We start from the raw sequence: 17,300 nt of genomic DNA, 5'->3' as shown, positions 1-17,300 counted from the left end.
CCCCTTGAACAGGCTCTCCGGCGTTCGTGCTAGAGTGGCCGCATTTTGCGGCGGGGGTAACGGTCTCGTGTTCGAAATGGTCAAAGCGGGCGGCTGGATGATGCTGCCGATCATCCTCAGTTCCATCCTGGCCACGGCCATCATCGCCGAGCGGCTGTGGACCCTGAGGCGCAGCCGGGTCGCGCCGCCCAACCTGCTCGCCCAGGTCTGGCGCTGGATCCAGGACAAGCAGCTCAACGCCGAGCGGCTGCGCGAATTGCGCGCCGGTTCGCCGCTGGGTGACATCCTCGCCGCGGGCCTGACCAATTCCCGCCATGGCCGCGACATCATGAAGGAAGCCATCGAGGAAGCCGGCAGCCGCGTGGTGCACGACCTCGAGCGCTATCTCAACACCCTCGGCAGCATCGCTGCCCTGGCTCCGCTGATGGGGCTGCTCGGCACGGTGTTCGGCATGATCGACATCTTCAGTGCCTTCATGAACGACGGCATGGCCAATGCGCCCATCCTCGCCGGCGGTATCTCCAAGGCACTGGTGACCACCGCCGCCGGTCTGCTGGTGGCGATTCCCGCGGTGTTCTTCCATCGCTACCTGCTGCGTCGCGTCGATGAGCTGGTGGTGGGCATGGAGCAGGAAGCGGTCAAGCTGGTGGATATCCTCCACGGTGATCGCGAGGTGGACGTCCGCGAAGGAGCCGCCGCGTGAAATTCCGTCGCCGCGCCGGGGGCGCTGCTCGCGAAGAGGTCTATATCAACCTGGCGTCCTTCATCGACGTCATCTTCGTCCTGCTGCTGTTCTTCGTGGTGACCGCGACCTTCAGCCGGCCCAGCCAGCTGAAGATCGAACTGCCCGAGGCCGACAGCGCCGCCGCCGCGGCCAACCAGGGCAAGACCCTGGAAATCAGCATCACCACCGAAGGCCAGATGGCGCTGAACGGCCAGACCCTGGCGCGCAACGACCTGACCGGCCTGACCACCGCCCTGCAGCGCGAGTCCGGTGGGGACAATAGCCTGCCGCTGGTGATCACCGCCGATGGCCGCGCCACTCACCAGTCAGTGGTCATGGCCATGGACGCCGCCGGCAAGCTGGGCTTCAGCCAGCTGCGCATCACCACCCTCGAGGCCCAGGCGAAACGCCCGTGAGCCTGGGCGACCGCCTGGTCCGCGCCTGGTACCAGGGCCATCCCGCCCTGGGCCTGCTGGCGCCGCTGGAAGCCCTCTATCGCCGGGTCGCCCGGCGCAAGCGGCAGCGCTTCCTGGCCGGGGAGGGCAGCATCCATCGCGCCCCGGTCCCGGTCATCGTGGTGGGCAATCTCACCGTCGGCGGCACCGGCAAGACGCCCATGATCCTCTGGCTGATCGGCCACCTGCGCGCCCGTGGCCTCAGGGTCGGCGTGGTCAGTCGCGGCTATGGCGCGACGCCGCCGAGTCTGCCCTGGCGGGTGCGGGCGACCGACAGCGCCGCCGTTGCCGGTGACGAGCCGCTGCTGATCGTGCAGCGTACCGGGGTCGCCCTGGTCACGGATCCCGATCGCGGCCGCGCCGTCGAACGGCTGCTCGCCGAGGAGCGGCTCGATGTCATCCTCAGCGACGACGGTCTGCAGCACTATCGCCTGGCCCGCGACCTGGAACTGGTGATGGTCGATGCCGCGCGCGGCTTCGGCAATGGCCGCTGCCTGCCCGCCGGCCCCCTGCGCGAACCCCTGGAGCGCCTGGCCGAGGTGGACGCCGTGATCCACAACGGCGCCGCGGTCGACCCCGCCGACGGCTTCGGCCTGACCCTGCAGCCCAGCGCGCTCATCAATCTACACAGCGGCGAGGCGCGACCGCTGGATTTCTTCCCGCCCGGGCAGCGCCTGCATGCCCTGGCCGGCATCGGCAACCCCGGGCGTTTCTTCGCCACCCTCGAAGGACTACACTGGCAGCCGTTGCCCCATGCCTTCGCCGATCATGCCGCCTACCGCGCCGCGGACCTGGCCTTCACGCCCGAGCTGCCGCTGGTGATGACCGAGAAGGACGCGGTCAAGTGCCGGCCCTTCGCCGCCGCCGACTGGTGGTACCTGGCGGTGGACGCCCAGCCCTCGGCCGCCTTCGTCGCCTGGCTGGATGGGCGTCTTGATCGCCTCCTGCCCGAACACTCTCTCTGACGGAACTATCGCCCATGGACCTCAAGCTGCTCGACATCCTCGCCTGCCCCCTGACCAAGAGCCCGCTGATCTTGAGCGACGACAAGACCGAGCTCATCAGCAAGGCCGCCGGCCTGGCCTTCCCGATCCGCGACGGCATCCCGGTGATGCTGGAAAGCGAGGCGCGCGTCATCACCACGGACGAGCGCCTGGACAAATGAGCACCGCCTTCACCGTCGTCATCCCGGCCCGGCTCGCCAGTACCCGGCTGCCCAACAAGCCGCTGCTCGACATCGCCGGCAAGCCGATGATCCAGCACGTCTGGGAGCAGGCCCGGCGCAGCGGCGCCGAGCGGGTGGTGGTGGCGACCGACCACGACGACATCCTGCGCGCCTGCGAAGCCTTTGGCGCCCAGGTGCTGCTGACCCGCGCCGACCATGCCTCGGGCACCGATCGCCTGGCCGAGGTGGCCGAGCTGCTGGGGCTGGCCGACGACGCCCTGGTGGTCAACGTGCAGGGCGACGAGCCCCTGATACCGCTGGCGGTGATCGACCAGGTGGCGGGCAATCTCGCCGCACATCCCGAGGCCGGCGTGGCCACCCTGGCCGAGCCTATCCACGACGTCGACAGCCTGTTCAATCCCAATGTGGTCAAGGTGAGCACCGACGTGAACGGCCTGGCGCTGACTTTCAGCCGGGCGCCGCTGCCCTGGGCGCGCAATGCCTTCGCCGGCGACCGCTCGCAGCTGCCCCCGGGCTTTCCCTATCGTCGCCACATCGGCATCTACGCCTATCGCGCCGGCTTCCTCGCCGACTTCGTCGGCTGGGGCCCCTGTGCCCTGGAAGAGACCGAGGCTCTGGAGCAACTGCGCGCCCTCTGGCACGGCGTGCGCATCCATGTCGCCGATGCCCTGGAAGCGCCCCAGGCCGGGGTGGATACCCTGGAAGACCTCGAGCGCGTCAGACGCCTGCTGGGAGCCTAGATGACCCTGCGCATCCTCTTCGTCTGCATGGGCAACATCTGTCGCTCGCCCACCGCCGAAGGCATCCTGAGGGCCAAGCTGGACGCCGCCGGCCTGGTCGGGGCGGTGGAGCTGGACTCGGCCGGCACCGGTGACTGGCATGTCGGCAAGGCGCCGGATGCCCGCGCCATCCAGGCCGCCGCCGGGCGCGGCTATGACCTCGGCGGCCTGCGCGGGCGCCAGGTCACGGCCGCGGACTTCCAGCGCTTCGACCTGATCCTGGCCATGGACCACGACAACCTCGCCTGGCTGGAGCAATTGCGGCCCGCGGGCGCAGAAGGCGCGGTGCCCGAGCTATTCCTGGCGCGCCAGGGCCTGGCGGTGGATGAGGTGCCCGATCCCTATTACGGCGGCGCGGCCGGCTTCGAACGGGTCCTCGACCTGCTGGAAAGCGCCTGCGACGGCCTGGTCGCCGAGGTGGCTACCCGTCATGGTCGCTGACGTCCAGCAACGGTTCCCCTTGCAGGGACTCAACACCTTCGGCCTGGTGGCCGAAGCCGATAGCTACCTGGAAGCCGCGAATGACGCCGAGGTCCGCGAGGCCCTGGCGCTGGCCCGTGACCTGGGCGTACCGCTGCGGGTACTGGGTGGTGGCAGCAACCTGGTCCTGCCCGAGCGGGTCGAGGGCCTGGTGCTGCGGCTGACCTCGCGCGGCATCCGCCTGCTGGCGGAGGAGGGCGATGCCCTGCTGGTGGAAGCCGAGGCCGGCGAATCCTGGCATCCCTTCGTCATGGCCACCCTGGCCAACGGCTGGTATGGCCTGGAAAATCTCAGCCTGATCCCGGGCACCGTGGGCGCCTCGCCGATCCAGAACATCGGCGCCTATGGCGTCGAACTCAAGGACAGGTGCGCCGGGGTCACGGTGCTCGACCGCCATAGCGGCGAGCTCCACGAGCTGGCGCCAGAGGACTGCGCCTTCGCCTATCGCGAAAGTCGCTTCAAGGCCGAGGCCGGCCGCTGGATTGTGCTGCGGGTCCGCTTCCAGCTCAGTCGCCAGCCGCAGCTGGTGCTGGACTACGGTCCGGTACGCCAGGCCCTGGCCGAGGCGGGCGTCGAGCACGCGACACCCGAGGCGGTCAGCGCGGCGATCTGCGCAATCCGCCGGAGCAAGTTGCCCGACCCGGCGGTGCTGGGCAATGCCGGCAGCTTCTTCAAGAATCCAGTGGTGACGGCCGCCGCGGCGGCCGCGCTCAAGGACGATTATCCCACCCTGCCGACCTATCCCCAGGCCGATGGCTCGGTCAAGCTGGCCGCTGGCTGGCTGATCGACCAGGCCGGCTGGCGCGGTCATCGCGACGGCGCCGTGGGAGTGCATGCCGCCCAGGCGCTGGTGCTGGTCAACTTCGGCGGCGCCAATAGTCGCGATGTCCTGGCGCTGGCGGAGCGCATCCGCACCTCGGTGCGGGAGCGCTTCGGCGTGACGCTGGACATGGAGCCGGGAAGCCTGACGTGACCGACGATGCGCCCGATGCCCAGCGCCGCCGCCTGCTGATCGCCACCACCTCCGCCGTGGGCGGTCTGGGCCTGGCGGCCGGTAGCGTGCCCTTCGTCTGCGCCCTGCGGCCCAGTCGCTCGGCGCAGGTTGCGGCAGAGCCGGTGCAGGTCGATATCTCCGCCCTGCGCGACGGCGAACAGCTCACCGTGCAGTGGCGCGGCCAGCCGGTCTGCGTGCTGCGCCGCAGCGCGGCGGACCAGGCCCGGCTGCTGGCCGACGCCGCCGGACTCGCCGATCCGGATTCCCGGGAATCCAGCCAGCCGCCCTATGTCGATCCACGGCTGAGATCGCGGCGGCCGGACCTCTTCGTGGTCACCGCGATCTGCACCCACCTGGGCTGCATTCCCTCCCTGGCGCCGGGCGCGGCGGACCGGGACGGAGGCTACCTCTGTCCCTGCCATGGCTCCCACTTCGATCTGGCCGGCCGGGTCTATCGCGACCAGCCGGCACCGCTCAACCTGGCCGTGCCCCCCCACCATTTCCAGGGCGAGAACCTGCTGATCATCGGCAGCGATGGCGAGGGGGACGCATGAAGGATGATCGCCACGACTGGCTGGAGCGACGGCTGCCCCTGCGCGCCTTCTGGCGGCGGCACGTCAGCGAGTACCGGGTGCCACGCAACCTCAACGTCTTCTATCTGTTCGGCTCGCTGCTGGTCTTCATCCTGGCGCTGCAGCTGGTGTCCGGCCTCTGGCTGCTGCTCGGCTACGAGCCCAGCGTGAAGGGCGCCTTCGCCTCGGTGCAGCTGTTCATGCGCGAGGTCCCCTTCGGCTGGCTGATCCGCTACCTGCATGCGGTGGGCGCCTCGGCGCTGTTCGTCTGTCTCTATCTGCATATGCTGCGCGGCCTGCTGTACGGCTCCTATCGGGCCCCGCGCGAGCTGGTCTGGAGCTTTGGCGTGCTGCTCTATGTGCTGCTGCTGGCCCAGGCCTTCTTCGGCTACCTGCTGCCCTGGGGCCAGCTCTCCTATTGGGGCGCCCAGGTGGCGCTGAACGCCGTCGAGGCGCTGCCCCTGGTCGGCCCGACCCTCGCCGATCTGCTGCGCGGTGGCGTGGTGCTGTCGGACGCCACCCTGCGCCGCTTCCAGGCCCTGCACGTGGTGGGCTTGCCCGTGCTGATTCTGCTGCTGGTGACCTTGCACGTGGTCGCCCTGCGCCAGACCGGCTCGAACAATCCCGAAGGCGACGATCGCGATGTCAGCGGTGCCGCCGGGGTGCCTTTCCACCCCTACCTGACGCTCAAGGACCTCTGCGGGCTGGCCATCTTCCTGCTGGTCTTCCTCGCTGTGGTGCTGTTGGCACCGGACTTGGGCGGCCTGGTGCTGGAGCCGGCCAACCAGCAGGCCGCCAACCCCCTGGTCACCCCCGCGCACATCGCCCCGCCCTGGTACCTGGCGCCCTTCTATGCCCTGTTGCGCGCGGTGCCGAGCAAGGCCGGCGGCCTGGGTCTGGCGGCCCTGGCCCTGGCGCTGCTGTTCGTGCTGCCCTGGCTGGATCGCAGCGCGGTCCGTTCGGTGCGGCGCAAGGCCTGGCCGGCGCGGCTGGGGCTGTATGCCGCCTGCCTGGCCTTCGCCGTCCTCGGGGTGCTGGGGGTGGTGGCGCTGACCGACGAACGTCTGTGGCTGGCGCGGCTGGCGGCTGGCGTCTACTTCGCCAGCCTGCTGGGCATGCCCTGGTACAGCAGGCTGGGCCGGCCTCGGCCGTTGCCGGAGTCCGGCGCGTGAGGCGCGCTCTGCTGCTGGGCCTGCTGCTGCTCGGTTCCGGCCTGGCTGCCGCCGCCGAGCCCGGCGATCCACGGGCGGGCGCCATCACCTTTGGTCGCTACTGCCTGGCCTGCCATGGCCAGGAATACCAGCGCTTCGAACGGGTTGCCGGGGATCTTCAGCTGGATCTCGCCAGCTGGGCGCCTGGGCGCACCGCCAGCGCGCCCATGCTCAGCCTGCTCAAGCCCGAGGACGCCCGCCGCGCCTTCGGCAGCGTGCCGCCCGATCTCAGCCTGATCGCCGCGGTACGCGGCGAGGCCTGGCTGCGTGCCTTCCTGCAGGAGTTCTATGTGGCGCCGGGTCGTCCCCTGGGGGTCGACAACCTCGCGGCACCCGGTACCCGCATGCCGGACGTCCTGGCCGCCCTGCGCGGTCGGCAATCGCGCGACTGCCATGCGGATCGCTGTGTATTGAAGCTGGAGCCGGGCAGTGGCGCCCAGACGCCCGAGCAATTCGCCCGTACCGTCGACGACCTGGTCGCCTACCTGGGCTACTCCGCCGCTCCCGAGCGCAGCCTGGCCCGGAGACTCGCGCCCTGGGTGCTGGGCTATCTGGGGCTGTTCACCGTGCTCGCCTGCTGGCTCAAGCGTGAATTCTGGCGGCGATTGCCCGACGATGAGCGATGAGACTAGGTCGAAAGCGGCAAGGTGCGAGATAATCCCCCCTTTACAGCTTCGCCCCCGACGGGGGAGGGACCCATGGGCGCCATAACCCGCCTGACCTGTTTCCATGATCCCGAGGATCACTACAGCCACAGGATCCGTCTGATCCTGGCGGAAAAGAACGTCGAGTGCGAGCTGATCGCCGTGCGCCGTGGCGAATGCCCCCGGCAGCTGGCCGAGCACAACCCCTATGGCACCGTGCCGACGCTGATGGATCGCGACCTGGTGCTCTATGGCACCGAGGTGCTCATGGAGTACCTCGAGGAGCGTTATCCGCATCCGCCGCTGTTGCCGGCCTATCCGGTCACCCGCGGCCAGTCGCGGCTGCTGATGCATCGCATCGGGCGGGACTGGTGCACCCTGGCGGATGCCATCCTGCAGGCGGCGCCGGGTACCGACCTGGCCAGCGCGCGCAAGGAATTGCGGGAGAGCCTGACCGGCGTGGCACCGATCTTCGCCGAGAAACCCTTTTTCCTGAGCGACGACTTTTCCCTGGTGGACTGTTGCCTGCTCCCCCTCCTGTGGCGACTGCCGCGCCTGGGCATCGAATTGCCCCGGGCGGCCAAGCCGCTGCAGGACTACATGGATCGTATGTTCGCGCGCGACAGTTTCCGATCCAGTCTTTCGGTCACCGAGCGTGAGATGCGCTAGAGGAGAACCCCATGAATTCCAGTCGCCCCTACCTGGTCCGCGCGCTCTACGAGTGGATCGTGGACAACGACTGCACGCCCCATCTGCTGGTCAATGCCGACTACGCCGAGGTGCGCGTGCCGCCGGGCTATGCCAACGACGGCCAGATCGTGCTGAACGCCTCGCCCAGCGCCGTGCGTGACCTGCACATGGACAACGAAGCCGTCAGCTTCAACGGCCGCTTCGGCGGCGTGGCCTACAACCTCTATGTGCCGGTGGGTGCCATCCTCGCCATCTACGCCCGGGAGAACGGGCAGGGCATGGTCTTCGACAGCGAGCCCAGCCCGCCGGATGACCAGGGTCCCGACACTGGCGGCAGCAAGCCCGAGGCGCCCAAGCCGGCTCCGGCGCGGCCGAGCCTGAAGGTGGTCAAGTAACGCGGGCCGCGGGCCGACCGCGGCTCGGCCCGCGGCAGCCATGAAAAAAGCCCCTGTCGGCCGTGCCGACAGGGGCTTTTTCGTGACCGGTACTGGCTCAGCGCTTGAGCGAGGCCGGCAGGTGCGGCTGGATCTGAGTCAGCAGGCCGCGGAAGCACTTGGGGTTGCCGGCGACGATGTGGCCCTTCTCGAGGAAGTCGTGGCCGCCGTTGAAGTCGCCGATCAGGCCACCGGCTTCCTGCACCAGCAGGGCGCCCGCCGCCATGTCCCACTCCGACAGGCCCATTTCCCAGAAGGCATCGAAGCGACCGGCGGCCACGTAGGCCAGGTCCAGGGCCGCGGAGCCGGCGCGGCGGATACCGGCGGTCTGGCCGATCAGGCTGCGGAACATGCCCAGGTAGTTGTCCAGGTGGTCGACATCGTTGGCACGGAAGGGGAAGCCGGTACCCAGCAGGGCGCCTTCCAGGCTGCGTCTGTTAGTGACGCGGATGCGCCGGCCGTTCAGGGCGGCACCGCGGCCACGGCTGGCGGTGAATTCTTCCTGGCGCACCGGATCCAGGACCACGGCGTGCTCCAGGCGGCCCTTGTACTTGCAGGCGATGCTCACGGAGAAGTGCGGGACGCCGCGAACGAAGTTGGTGGTGCCGTCCAGCGGGTCGACGATCCAGACGTAATCGGCGCCTTCGCCTTCACCGGCCAGGTAGCCGGATTCCTCACCGTAAAAACCATGGGTGGGGTAGGCCTTGCGCAGGGTGGCGAGGATGGTCTGCTCGGCGGCGCGATCCACTTCGGAGACGAAGTCGTTGGCGCCTTTTTCGTCGACGGCGATCACGTCCAGGCGCTCAATCGAACGGAAAATCAGTTCACCGGCGCTGCGGGCCGCGCGCAGGGCGATGTTCAGCATGGGCTGCATGGATAGATCACCTGGGTTGTATAAGGAAAGCCGGCAATGATAGCAGACTTCGCGGCGCTGGAAGGGGTATTCGTGGCAAGCGGGCGCGGGTGGGCGTAGTATACGGCGCCGATTTCCCGCGTCCGCTCGAGGATAGCCACGTGCTGAATAACATCCGCGTCGTCCTGGTCAATACCAGCCATCCCGGCAACATCGGCGGTGCCGCCCGGGCCATGAAGAACATGGGCCTGTCGCGCCTCTACCTGGTCGAGCCCGAGGACTTCCCCAGCGGCGAGGCCAATGCCCGCGCCTCCGGTGCCAACGACGTGCTCGACGCCGCCATCGTGGTCGACACCCTGGAAGAAGCCCTGACCGGCTGCAGCCTGGTGCTGGGTACCAGTGCCCGCGACCGGCGGATTCCCTGGCCGCTGCTCGATCCGCGCGAGTGCGCCACCACCTCGCTGGCCCAGGTGGAGCAGGGCGGCGAAGTGGCCCTGGTGTTCGGCCGCGAATACGCCGGCCTGACCAACGAAGAGCTGCAGCGCTGCCACTACCACGTGCACATCCCCTCGGACCCGGCCTTCGGCTCGCTCAACCTCGCCGCCGCGGTCCAGGTGCTGGTGTACGAGGTGCGCATGGCCTGGCTCGCCGCGCAGAACCAGCCGACCAAGATGAACAAGGTCGAGGCCACCGCCATGCTCAACACCCAGCCGGTGACGGTGGAAGAGCTGGAACTCTACTACCAGCACCTGGAGGAGACCCTGGTGGAGATCGGCTTCCTCGATCCGGCCAAGCCGCGCCACCTCATGAGCCGGCTGCGACGCCTCTATGGCCGTGCCGGCATCAGCAAGCTGGAGATGAACATCCTGCGGGGCATCCTCACCGAAACCCAGAAGGCCGCCCGCGGCGAATCCCATCCGCGGACTATCCCCCCGATAGATAATGCCTGAGTGATTTGCTCGGTTTTAAAGTTGACCTTTTTTGTCGGGAATCCGATAATCGGGTCATCCGCTGCAACCCGCTCGAGTTCGTCATGAGACTGACCACCAAAGGCCGCTATGCCGTAACCGCCATGCTCGACCTGGCGCTGCATGCCCAGCGGGGCCCGGTGTCGCTGGCCGATATTTCCGAGCGGCAGGGCATCTCGCTGTCCTACCTGGAACAGCTGTTCGCCCGGCTGCGTCGTGGCTCGCTGGTCAACAGCGTGCGCGGCCCCGGCGGCGGCTATCAGTTGGCGCGTGACATGGGCGGTATCCATGTGGCCCAGGTGATAGATGCCGTCAACGAATCCGTGGACGCCACCCGTTGCCAGGGCAGCGGCGGCTGTCACCAGGGTGATACCTGCCTGACTCACCATCTCTGGTGCGATCTGAGCGATCAGATCCATACCTTTCTCAGTGGCATCACCCTGGCCGATCTGGTCGCCCGCAACGAGATCCAGCAGGTTGCCAAGCGTCAGGACACCAAGGTCTGTGCCAGCAAGCAATCGCCTTTAGCGGTCGAAAAAATCGAAGCGTCCACCATCGACTGAGCAGAGACGCCCGTCTGATTAGGAGTAACCGATGAAATTGCCGATCTACCTAGACTATTCCGCCACTACGCCCGTCGATCCGCGCGTCGCTCAGAAGATGAGCGAGTGCCTGCTGGTGGATGGCAACTTTGGCAACCCCGCATCGCGCTCCCACCTGTTCGGCTGGAAGGCCGAGGAAGCCGTGGAAAACGCCCGTCGCCAGGTGGCCGAGCTGGTCAACGCCGACCCGCGCGAGATCGTCTGGACCTCCGGTGCCACCGAGTCCGACAACCTGGCCATCAAGGGCGCCGCGCACTTCTACCAGAACAAGGGCAAGCACCTGATTACCTCCAAGATCGAGCACAAGGCGGTGTTGGACACCACCCGCCAGCTCGAGCGCGAAGGCTTCGAGGTGACCTACCTGGAGCCGGGCGAAGACGGCCTGATCACCCCCGAGATGGTCGCGGCGGCCCTGCGTGACGACACCACCCTGGTGTCCATCATGCACGTCAACAACGAGATCGGTACCGTCAATGACATCGCCGCCATCGGCGAGCTGACCCGCTCCCGTGGCGTGCTCTTCCACGTCGACGCTGCGCAGTCCACCGGCAAGGTCGAGATCGATCTGGAAAAGCTCAAGGTCGACATGATGTCCTTCTCGGCGCACAAGACCTATGGTCCCAAGGGCATCGGTGCCCTCTACGTCCGCCGCAAGCCGCGCGTGCGTATCGAGGCCCAGACCCATGGTGGCGGTCATGAGCGTGGCATGCGTTCGGGTACCCTGGCGACCCACCAGATCGTCGGCATGGGCGAGGCCTTCCGCATCGCCAAGGAAGAGATGGTCCAGGAAAATGCCCGCATCAAGGCCCTGAGCGATCGCTTCTACCGCCAGTTCGAAGGCCTGGAAGAGGTCTACCTGAACGGCAGCCTGGTGCACCGCGTACCGCACAACCTGAACCTGAGCTTCAACTACGTCGAAGGCGAGTCGCTGATCATGGCGCTCAAGGACCTGGCGGTTTCCTCCGGTTCGGCCTGCACCTCCGCGTCCCTGGAGCCGTCCTACGTCCTGCGCGCCCTGGGCCGCAACGATGAACTGGCGCACAGCTCGATCCGTTTCACCTTCGGCCGCTTCACCACCGAAGAAGACGTCGACTATGCCGCGAGCAAGGTGGCCGAGGCCGTCACCAAGCTGCGCGAGCTGTCTCCGCTGTGGGATATGTTCAAAGAAGGCGTAGACCTGAGTCAGGTCGAGTGGCAAGCCCACTGACCAACCCCTGATGAGTGAGGATTGAACCATGGCATACAGTGAAAAGGTCATCGACCACTACGAAAACCCGCGCAACGTCGGCAAGTTCGACGCGGCCGATCCCGATGTCGGCACCGGCATGGTCGGCGCCCCGGCCTGCGGCGACGTGATGCGCCTGCAGATCAAGGTCAACGAGCAGGGCATCATCGAAGACGCCAAGTTCAAGACCTACGGCTGCGGTTCCGCCATCGCGTCCAGCTCCCTGGCCACCGAGTGGATGAAGGGCAAGAGCATCGAGGAAGCGGCGTCGATCAAGAACAGCATGATCGCCGAAGAACTGGCCCTGCCGCCGGTGAAGATCCACTGCTCGGTACTCGCCGAAGACGCCATCAAGGCGGCGGTCAGCGACTACAAGCAGAAGAAAGGCCTGCTCTGAGGAGGAACCATGGCGATCAGCATGACCGAGTCCGCCGCCCGTCACGTGCAGCGCTCCCTGGATGGGCGCGGCAAGGGTGAGGGCATCCGCCTGGGCGTTCGTACCACGGGTTGCTCGGGACTGGCCTACGTACTCGAGTTCGTCGACGAATTCGCGGCCGAGGATCAGGTGTTCGAAAGCCATGGCGTCAAGGTCATCATCGACCCCAAGAGCCTGGTCTACCTGGACGGCACCGAGCTGGATTTCGTCCGTGAAGGCCTCAACGAGGGCTTCAAGTTCAACAATCCCAACGTGCGTGGCGAGTGTGGCTGCGGCGAAAGCTTCAACATCTGAGGCCTGCCATGGGTAAGCCCTGCCACTTCGCTCTGTTCGAGATCAAGCCCGCCTTCGAGATCGACCAGGCGGGCCTGGCTTCGCGCTATCGAGACCTGGCCCGCACCGTCCATCCGGATCGCTTCGCCGACGCGCCGGAGCGCGAGCGGCGCCAGGCGCTGGAGCGCTCCGCCGGGCTCAACGAGGCCTATCACGTGCTGCGCGCTCCGTCGCGCCGTGCACGCTACCTGCTGGAACTCGAAGGGCACGAGATGCCGCTCGAGGCGACCATCCAGGACACCGACTTCCTCATGCAGCAGCTGCAGTGGCGCGAGGAGCTGGAAGACCTGCAGGACGCGGGCGACAGCGCGGGGATCCCCGCCTTCCGCCAACGCCTCAAGGATGCGCAGCGGGATATCGAGCAGGCCTTCGCGGCGATCTGGCAGGACCCCGCCCAGCGCGAGTCCGCCGAGCGCCTGGTCCGTCGCATGCAGTTCCTGGACAAGCTGGCCAGCGAGATCCGTCAGCTCGAAGAGCGTCTGGACGATTAATCACAGGTGTCGCTCAGGCACCGATAACCATAAGCCGACTAGCCAATGGCTCTATTGCAGATAGCCGAACCCGGAATGGCGCCCAAGCCGCACCAGCGCAAGCTGGCGGTGGGCATCGACCTGGGTACCACCAATTCCCTCGTGGCCGCCGTGCGCAGCGGCGTGGCCGAAACCCTGCCCGACCTCCAGGGCGAGGTGATCCTGCCGTCCGCCGTGCGCTATGCCGCCGGCGGCGTGGAAGTGGGGGCGGGGGCCAAGGCCGCCGCCGCCCAGGATCCGTTCAATACCATTCTCTCCGTCAAGCGCCTCATGGGGCGTGGCATCGCCGACGTCAAGCAGCTGGGCGAGCAGTTGCCCTATCGCTTCGTCGCCGGTGAATCGGAAATGCCCTTCATCGATACCGCTGCCGGGCGCAAGAGTCCGGTAGAGGTCTCCGCCGACATCCTGCGGGTGCTGCGCGAGCGGGCCGAAGCCACCCTGGGTGGCGAGCTGGTCGGCGCCGTCATCACCGTGCCGGCCTATTTCGACGATGCCCAGCGCCAGGCCACCAAGGACGCGGCCCGCTTCGCCGGCCTGAATGTCCTGCGCCTGCTCAACGAACCCACCGCGGCGGCCGTGGCCTATGGCCTGGACCGGGGCGAGGAGGGCGTGGTCGCCATCTACGACCTGGGTGGCGGCACCTTCGACATCTCCATCCTGCGCCTGACCCGCGGCGTCTTCGAAGTCATGGCCACCGGGGGCGACAGCGCCCTGGGTGGTGACGACTTCGACCATGCCATCGCCGGCTGGATCGTCCAGCAGGCCGGGCTGTCCAGTGACCTGGATCCGGGCACCCAGCGGCGTCTGCTGCAAAGCGCCTGCGCCGCCAAGGAGGCCCTGTCCGCCGCCGAGCGCGTCGAGGTCAGCCATGGCGACTGGTCGGGCGTGCTGGAACGCAGCACCTTCCAGGAACTCATCGCCCCGCTGGTCGCGCGCAGCCTCAAGGCCTGTCGTCGCGCCCTGCGCGATGCGGACGTGGAACCGGCGGACATCCGCGCCGTGGTCATGGTCGGCGGTTCCACCCGGGTGCCCTACGTCCGTGAAGCCGTGGGCGAGTTGTTCGACTGCACCCCGCTCACGGACATCGATCCGGATCGCGTGGTCGCCATCGGCGCCGCGCTGCAGGCCGACTCCCTGGCCGGCAATCGGGCCGGCGAAGAATTGCTGCTGCTGGACGTCATCCCGCTGTCCCTGGGTCTCGAGACCATGGGTGGGCTGATGGAAAAGATCATTCCGCGCAACACCACCATCCCGGTCGCCCGCGGCCAGGACTTCACCACCTATCGCGATGGCCAGACCGCCATGCTGGTGCACGTGCTGCAGGGCGAGCGCGAACTGGTCAAGGATGCCCGCTCCCTGGCCCGTTTCGAGCTGCGTGGCTTTCCGCCCATGGTCGCTGGCGCGGCCAAGATCCGCGTCACCTTCCAGGTCGATGCCGACGGCCTGCTCGGCGTCAGCGCCCGCGAGCTGTCCAGCGGCGTGGAAGCGAGCGTCCAGGTCAAGCCGTCCTACGGCCTGACCGATGGCGAGATCGCCAACATGTTGCAGGACTCCTTCCGCCATGCCGGTGACGACATGCAGGCCCGCGCGCTGCGCGAGCAGCAGGTCGAGGCCCGGCGGCTGATCGAGGCGGTCAGCGCCGCGCTGGCGGCCGACGGCGAGCGCCTGCTGGACGCCGAGGAGCGTCAGGTGATCGAGCTGGAAATCGCCCGGCTGGCCGAGCTGCTGGACGCCACCGACGTCCAGGCGCTCGAAGAGCAGACCAAGCGTCTTTCTCACGTGACCGATGCCTTCGCCGCCCGGCGGATGAACGCCTCGGTCAAGGCGGCCCTGGCGGGTCGCCGTCTCAACGATATCGAGGAGTAGTTCCATCATGCCGCAGATCACCCTGCTGCCCCACGCCGAGCACTGCCCCGAGGGGGCGGTCTTCGAAGCCAGCGAAGGCGAAACCATCATCGCCGCGGCCATGCGCAACGGCATCGACATCGAGCACGCCTGCGAGATGTCCTGTGCCTGCACCACCTGCCACGTGGTCATCCAGGAAGGCTTCGACTCCCTCGAGCCCTCCGATGAACTCGAAGACGACATGCTGGACAAGGCCTGGGGCCTGGAGATGCGTTCGCGCCTGTCCTGCCAGGCGGTAGTTGGCAGCGAAGACCTGGTGGTGGAGATTCCGCGCTACACCATCAACCAGGTTTCCGAAGGCCACTGAGGACAGCTGTCATGGCACTGAAATGGACCGATGTGCTGGATATCGCCATCGAACTCAACGACGCCCATCCCGACGTGGATCCGCGCTACGTGAACTTCCTCAAGCTGCGCAACTGGGTCGTGGAGTTGCCGGAGTTCGACGACGATCCCCAGCGCGGCGGCGAGAAGGTGCTGGAGGCCATCCAGGCCGCCTGGATCGAAGAGTCCGCCTGACGCATCGCCCGTACCGCGCTACGCTTTTCACCGGGACCCGCGTATAATCCGCGGGTTTCGTTTTTGCTCTATTCCCACTTTTGGAGTTCACATGTCCGTTCAACGTACCCTGTCGATCATCAAGCCCGATGCCGTAGCCAAGAATGTCGTCGGTGAGATCGTCACCCGCTTCGAGAAAGCTGGCCTGCGCGTCGTCGCTGCCAAGATGGTCCAGCTGTCCGAGCGCGAAGCCGGTGGCTTCTACGCCGAACACAAAGAGCGTCCCTTCTTCAAGGACCTGGTCTCCTTCATGACCTCCGGTCCGGTCGTGGTCCAGGTGCTGGAAGGCGACAACGCCATCGCGAAGAACCGTGAGCTGATGGGCGCCACCGATCCCAAGAAGGCCGACGCCGGTACCATCCGCGCCGACTTCGCCGTCTCCATCGACGAGAACGCCGTCCACGGTTCGGACTCCGAAGCGTCCGCCGCGCGCGAGATCTCCTACTTCTTCGCAGCTACCGAAGTCTGCGAGCGCGTCCGCTAAGGATGAGCGCCGGCCAGGGAAGCGGCCAGCCCGCCTTCCTGGCACCGCCCGCGCCCCGCGCGGGCTTCAAACAGATTTCGTCGAGGTGATCCCATGACCATAGCCACCGATAAGGTCAACCTGCTGGGCCTGACCCAGCCGCAACTCGAGTCGTTCTTCGAGTCGATCGGGGAGAAGCGCTTTCGCGCCGGGCAGGTCATGAAGTGGATCCATCACTTCGGCATCGATGATTTCGACGCCATGAGCAACCTGGGCAAGGCGCTCAAGGAAAAGCTCAAGGCCGCCGCGGAGATCCGTGGCCCCGAGATCGTCAGCGAAGACATCTCCCGCGATGGCACCCGCAAGTGGGTGATCCGCGTCGCCTCCGGCAGCTGCGTCGAGACCGTCTACATTCCGCAGAACGGCCGTGGCACCCTGTGCGTGTCGTCCCAGGCCGGTTGCGCCCTGGACTGCAGCTTCTGCTCCACCGGCAAGCAGGGCTTCAACAGCAACCTCACCGCCGCCGAGGTGATCGGCCAGGTGTGGATCGCCAACAAGTCCTTTGGCAGCGTGCCCGCCAAGATCGACCGCGCCATCACCAACGTGGTGATGATGGGTATGGGCGAGCCCCTGCTGAACTTCGACAACGTCGTGTCCGCCATGCGCATCATGATGGACGACCTGGGCTACGGCATCTCCAAGCGCAAGGTCACCCTGTCCACCTCGGGCGTGGTGCCGATGATCGAGGAGCTGGCCAAGCACATCGACGTCTCCCTGGCGCTGTCGCTGCACGCGCCCAACGACGAGCTGCGCAACGAGCTGGTGCCGATCAACCGCAAGTATCCCCTGGCCATGCTGCTCGACGCCTGCCAGAGATACATCGGGCAACTGGGCGAGAAGCGCGTCCTGACCATCGAGTACACCCTGCTCAAGGACGTCAACGACCTGCCCGAGCACGCCCTGCAGATGATCGAGCTGCTGCGCAACGTGCCCTGCAAGATCAACCTGATCCCCTTCAACCCCTTCCCGCACTCCGGCTACGAGCGGCCGAGCAAGAACGCCACCCGCCGTTTCCAGGAACTGCTGCAACAGGCCGGCTTCAACGTCACCGTGCGTACCACCCGGGGCGATGACATCGATGCCGCCTGTGGCCAACTGGTGGGCCAGGTCATGGACCGTACCCGTCGTAGCCAGCGTTATATCGCCGTCCGCCAGCTCGACGGTGCCGAAACCGTAACGCCGCTCCAGGGCTGAGGGG

General features: G+C 67.2%; 24 protein-coding genes. 23 read left to right on the top strand and 1 reads right to left on the bottom strand.

The genetic code is table 11. From position 1 onward, the window contains the following. Nucleotides 1-67 precede the first annotated feature (67 nt). The 12 genes from FSV73_RS18425 to FSV73_RS18370 all read left to right on the top strand — a co-directional run bounded on the left by FSV73_RS18425 (nucleotide 68) and on the right by FSV73_RS18370 (nucleotide 8,130). On the top strand, nucleotides 68-703 hold the full coding sequence (locus tag FSV73_RS18425; protein ID WP_145009512.1) for a MotA/TolQ/ExbB proton channel family protein: 636 nt from the start codon (nucleotides 68-70) through the stop codon (nucleotides 701-703). Beyond that, the gene (locus tag FSV73_RS18420; RefSeq protein ID WP_145009509.1) at nucleotides 700-1,140 is read left to right on the top strand and encodes an ExbD/TolR family protein; all 441 of its coding nucleotides are present in this window, start codon (nucleotides 700-702) and stop codon (nucleotides 1,138-1,140) included. The genes FSV73_RS18425 and FSV73_RS18420 overlap by 4 nt, the downstream gene beginning before the upstream one ends. Further along, entirely contained in the window at nucleotides 1,137-2,144 is a 1,008-nt protein-coding gene (gene lpxK / locus FSV73_RS18415; protein ID WP_145009505.1) for a tetraacyldisaccharide 4'-kinase, read from the top strand. The genes FSV73_RS18420 and lpxK overlap by 4 nt, the downstream gene beginning before the upstream one ends. Before the next feature lie 14 nt (nucleotides 2,145-2,158). Next, nucleotides 2,159-2,344: a Trm112 family protein gene (locus FSV73_RS18410; RefSeq protein WP_059232294.1), complete on the top strand. Its 186-nt coding sequence runs from the start codon at nucleotides 2,159-2,161 to the stop codon at nucleotides 2,342-2,344. After that, nucleotides 2,341-3,105: a 3-deoxy-manno-octulosonate cytidylyltransferase gene (gene kdsB, locus FSV73_RS18405; RefSeq protein ID WP_145009502.1), complete on the top strand. Its 765-nt coding sequence runs from the start codon at nucleotides 2,341-2,343 to the stop codon at nucleotides 3,103-3,105. Before FSV73_RS18410 ends, kdsB begins: the two co-directional genes overlap by 4 nt. Before the next feature lie 6 nt (nucleotides 3,106-3,111). Then, nucleotides 3,112-3,585 (top strand): low molecular weight protein-tyrosine-phosphatase, encoded by a 474-nt coding sequence (locus tag FSV73_RS18400; RefSeq protein WP_186309275.1) that lies wholly within the window; start codon nucleotides 3,112-3,114, stop codon nucleotides 3,583-3,585. Beyond that, the gene (murB, locus tag FSV73_RS18395) at nucleotides 3,575-4,597 is read left to right on the top strand and encodes a UDP-N-acetylmuramate dehydrogenase (protein WP_145009496.1); all 1,023 of its coding nucleotides are present in this window, start codon (nucleotides 3,575-3,577) and stop codon (nucleotides 4,595-4,597) included. Before FSV73_RS18400 ends, murB begins: the two co-directional genes overlap by 11 nt. Further along, nucleotides 4,594-5,172 carry a ubiquinol-cytochrome c reductase iron-sulfur subunit gene (petA, locus tag FSV73_RS18390; protein ID WP_145009493.1) on the top strand — a complete coding sequence of 193 codons (579 nt, stop codon included), beginning with the start codon at nucleotides 4,594-4,596 and terminating at the stop codon, nucleotides 5,170-5,172. The genes murB and petA overlap by 4 nt, the downstream gene beginning before the upstream one ends. Next, on the top strand, nucleotides 5,169-6,362 hold the full coding sequence (locus FSV73_RS18385) for a cytochrome b (protein WP_260856109.1): 1,194 nt from the start codon (nucleotides 5,169-5,171) through the stop codon (nucleotides 6,360-6,362). Before petA ends, FSV73_RS18385 begins: the two co-directional genes overlap by 4 nt. Continuing rightward, a complete protein-coding gene (locus tag FSV73_RS18380; protein WP_145009490.1) occupies nucleotides 6,359-7,027 on the top strand; it encodes a cytochrome c1 in 669 nt (222 codons plus the stop codon). Before FSV73_RS18385 ends, FSV73_RS18380 begins: the two co-directional genes overlap by 4 nt. 72 nt (nucleotides 7,028-7,099) lie before the next feature. After that, nucleotides 7,100-7,714, top strand: coding sequence for a glutathione S-transferase N-terminal domain-containing protein (locus FSV73_RS18375; protein ID WP_145009487.1), 615 nt, complete (start codon nucleotides 7,100-7,102; stop codon nucleotides 7,712-7,714). An 11-nt stretch (nucleotides 7,715-7,725) separates the two neighbouring features. Beyond that, a complete protein-coding gene (locus tag FSV73_RS18370) occupies nucleotides 7,726-8,130 on the top strand; it encodes a ClpXP protease specificity-enhancing factor (protein WP_145009484.1) in 405 nt (134 codons plus the stop codon). Between the two features lie 97 nt (nucleotides 8,131-8,227). Here the strand turns inward: FSV73_RS18370 and suhB are convergent, their stop codons facing one another. Further along, nucleotides 8,228-9,043, bottom strand: coding sequence for a type III secretion system regulator SuhB (suhB, locus tag FSV73_RS18365; RefSeq protein WP_145009481.1), 816 nt, complete (start codon nucleotides 9,041-9,043; stop codon nucleotides 8,228-8,230). Between the two features lie 140 nt (nucleotides 9,044-9,183). Here suhB and trmJ point away from each other — a divergent pair, with 140 nt between their 5' ends. The 11 genes from trmJ (at nucleotide 9,184) to rlmN (ending at nucleotide 17,296) form a co-directional block, all read left to right on the top strand. Continuing rightward, nucleotides 9,184-9,972 carry a tRNA (cytosine(32)/uridine(32)-2'-O)-methyltransferase TrmJ gene (trmJ, locus tag FSV73_RS18360; RefSeq protein WP_145009478.1) on the top strand — a complete coding sequence of 263 codons (789 nt, stop codon included), beginning with the start codon at nucleotides 9,184-9,186 and terminating at the stop codon, nucleotides 9,970-9,972. Nucleotides 9,973-10,055: 83 nt separating this feature from the next. After that, nucleotides 10,056-10,553, top strand: a complete 498-nt coding sequence (iscR, locus tag FSV73_RS18355) for a Fe-S cluster assembly transcriptional regulator IscR (protein ID WP_027598345.1) — start codon at nucleotides 10,056-10,058, stop codon at nucleotides 10,551-10,553. A 31-nt stretch (nucleotides 10,554-10,584) separates the two neighbouring features. Further along, the gene (locus FSV73_RS18350; RefSeq protein ID WP_145009475.1) at nucleotides 10,585-11,799 is read left to right on the top strand and encodes an IscS subfamily cysteine desulfurase; all 1,215 of its coding nucleotides are present in this window, start codon (nucleotides 10,585-10,587) and stop codon (nucleotides 11,797-11,799) included. A gap of 28 nt (nucleotides 11,800-11,827) precedes the next feature. Beyond that, on the top strand, nucleotides 11,828-12,214 hold the full coding sequence (gene iscU, locus FSV73_RS18345; RefSeq protein WP_007162419.1) for a Fe-S cluster assembly scaffold IscU: 387 nt from the start codon (nucleotides 11,828-11,830) through the stop codon (nucleotides 12,212-12,214). Nucleotides 12,215-12,223: 9 nt separating this feature from the next. Continuing rightward, the gene (gene iscA / locus FSV73_RS18340) at nucleotides 12,224-12,547 is read left to right on the top strand and encodes an iron-sulfur cluster assembly protein IscA (protein ID WP_007162420.1); all 324 of its coding nucleotides are present in this window, start codon (nucleotides 12,224-12,226) and stop codon (nucleotides 12,545-12,547) included. Between the two features lie 8 nt (nucleotides 12,548-12,555). Next, nucleotides 12,556-13,077 carry a co-chaperone HscB gene (hscB, locus tag FSV73_RS18335; RefSeq protein WP_145009472.1) on the top strand — a complete coding sequence of 174 codons (522 nt, stop codon included), beginning with the start codon at nucleotides 12,556-12,558 and terminating at the stop codon, nucleotides 13,075-13,077. Nucleotides 13,078-13,122: 45 nt separating this feature from the next. Beyond that, a complete protein-coding gene (hscA, locus tag FSV73_RS18330; protein WP_145009469.1) occupies nucleotides 13,123-14,982 on the top strand; it encodes a Fe-S protein assembly chaperone HscA in 1,860 nt (619 codons plus the stop codon). A gap of 7 nt (nucleotides 14,983-14,989) precedes the next feature. Beyond that, nucleotides 14,990-15,328: an ISC system 2Fe-2S type ferredoxin gene (gene fdx, locus FSV73_RS18325; protein ID WP_145009466.1), complete on the top strand. Its 339-nt coding sequence runs from the start codon at nucleotides 14,990-14,992 to the stop codon at nucleotides 15,326-15,328. 11 nt (nucleotides 15,329-15,339) lie between these two features. After that, on the top strand, nucleotides 15,340-15,540 hold the full coding sequence (gene iscX, locus FSV73_RS18320) for a Fe-S cluster assembly protein IscX (protein WP_007162424.1): 201 nt from the start codon (nucleotides 15,340-15,342) through the stop codon (nucleotides 15,538-15,540). Nucleotides 15,541-15,631: 91 nt separating this feature from the next. Continuing rightward, nucleotides 15,632-16,063 carry a nucleoside-diphosphate kinase gene (gene ndk, locus FSV73_RS18315; RefSeq protein ID WP_133862766.1) on the top strand — a complete coding sequence of 144 codons (432 nt, stop codon included), beginning with the start codon at nucleotides 15,632-15,634 and terminating at the stop codon, nucleotides 16,061-16,063. Between the two features lie 93 nt (nucleotides 16,064-16,156). Continuing rightward, nucleotides 16,157-17,296 carry a 23S rRNA (adenine(2503)-C(2))-methyltransferase RlmN gene (gene rlmN / locus FSV73_RS18310; protein ID WP_145009463.1) on the top strand — a complete coding sequence of 380 codons (1,140 nt, stop codon included), beginning with the start codon at nucleotides 16,157-16,159 and terminating at the stop codon, nucleotides 17,294-17,296. Nucleotides 17,297-17,300: the final 4 nt, after the last annotated feature.

It is taken from the genome of Pseudomonas oryzihabitans (assembly GCF_007665395.1).
Lineage (GTDB): Bacteria > Pseudomonadota > Gammaproteobacteria > Pseudomonadales > Pseudomonadaceae > Chryseomonas > Chryseomonas psychrotolerans_C.
The sequence above is the reverse complement of the archived record's forward strand: the minus strand, read 5'-3'. Positions and strand labels throughout refer to the sequence as shown.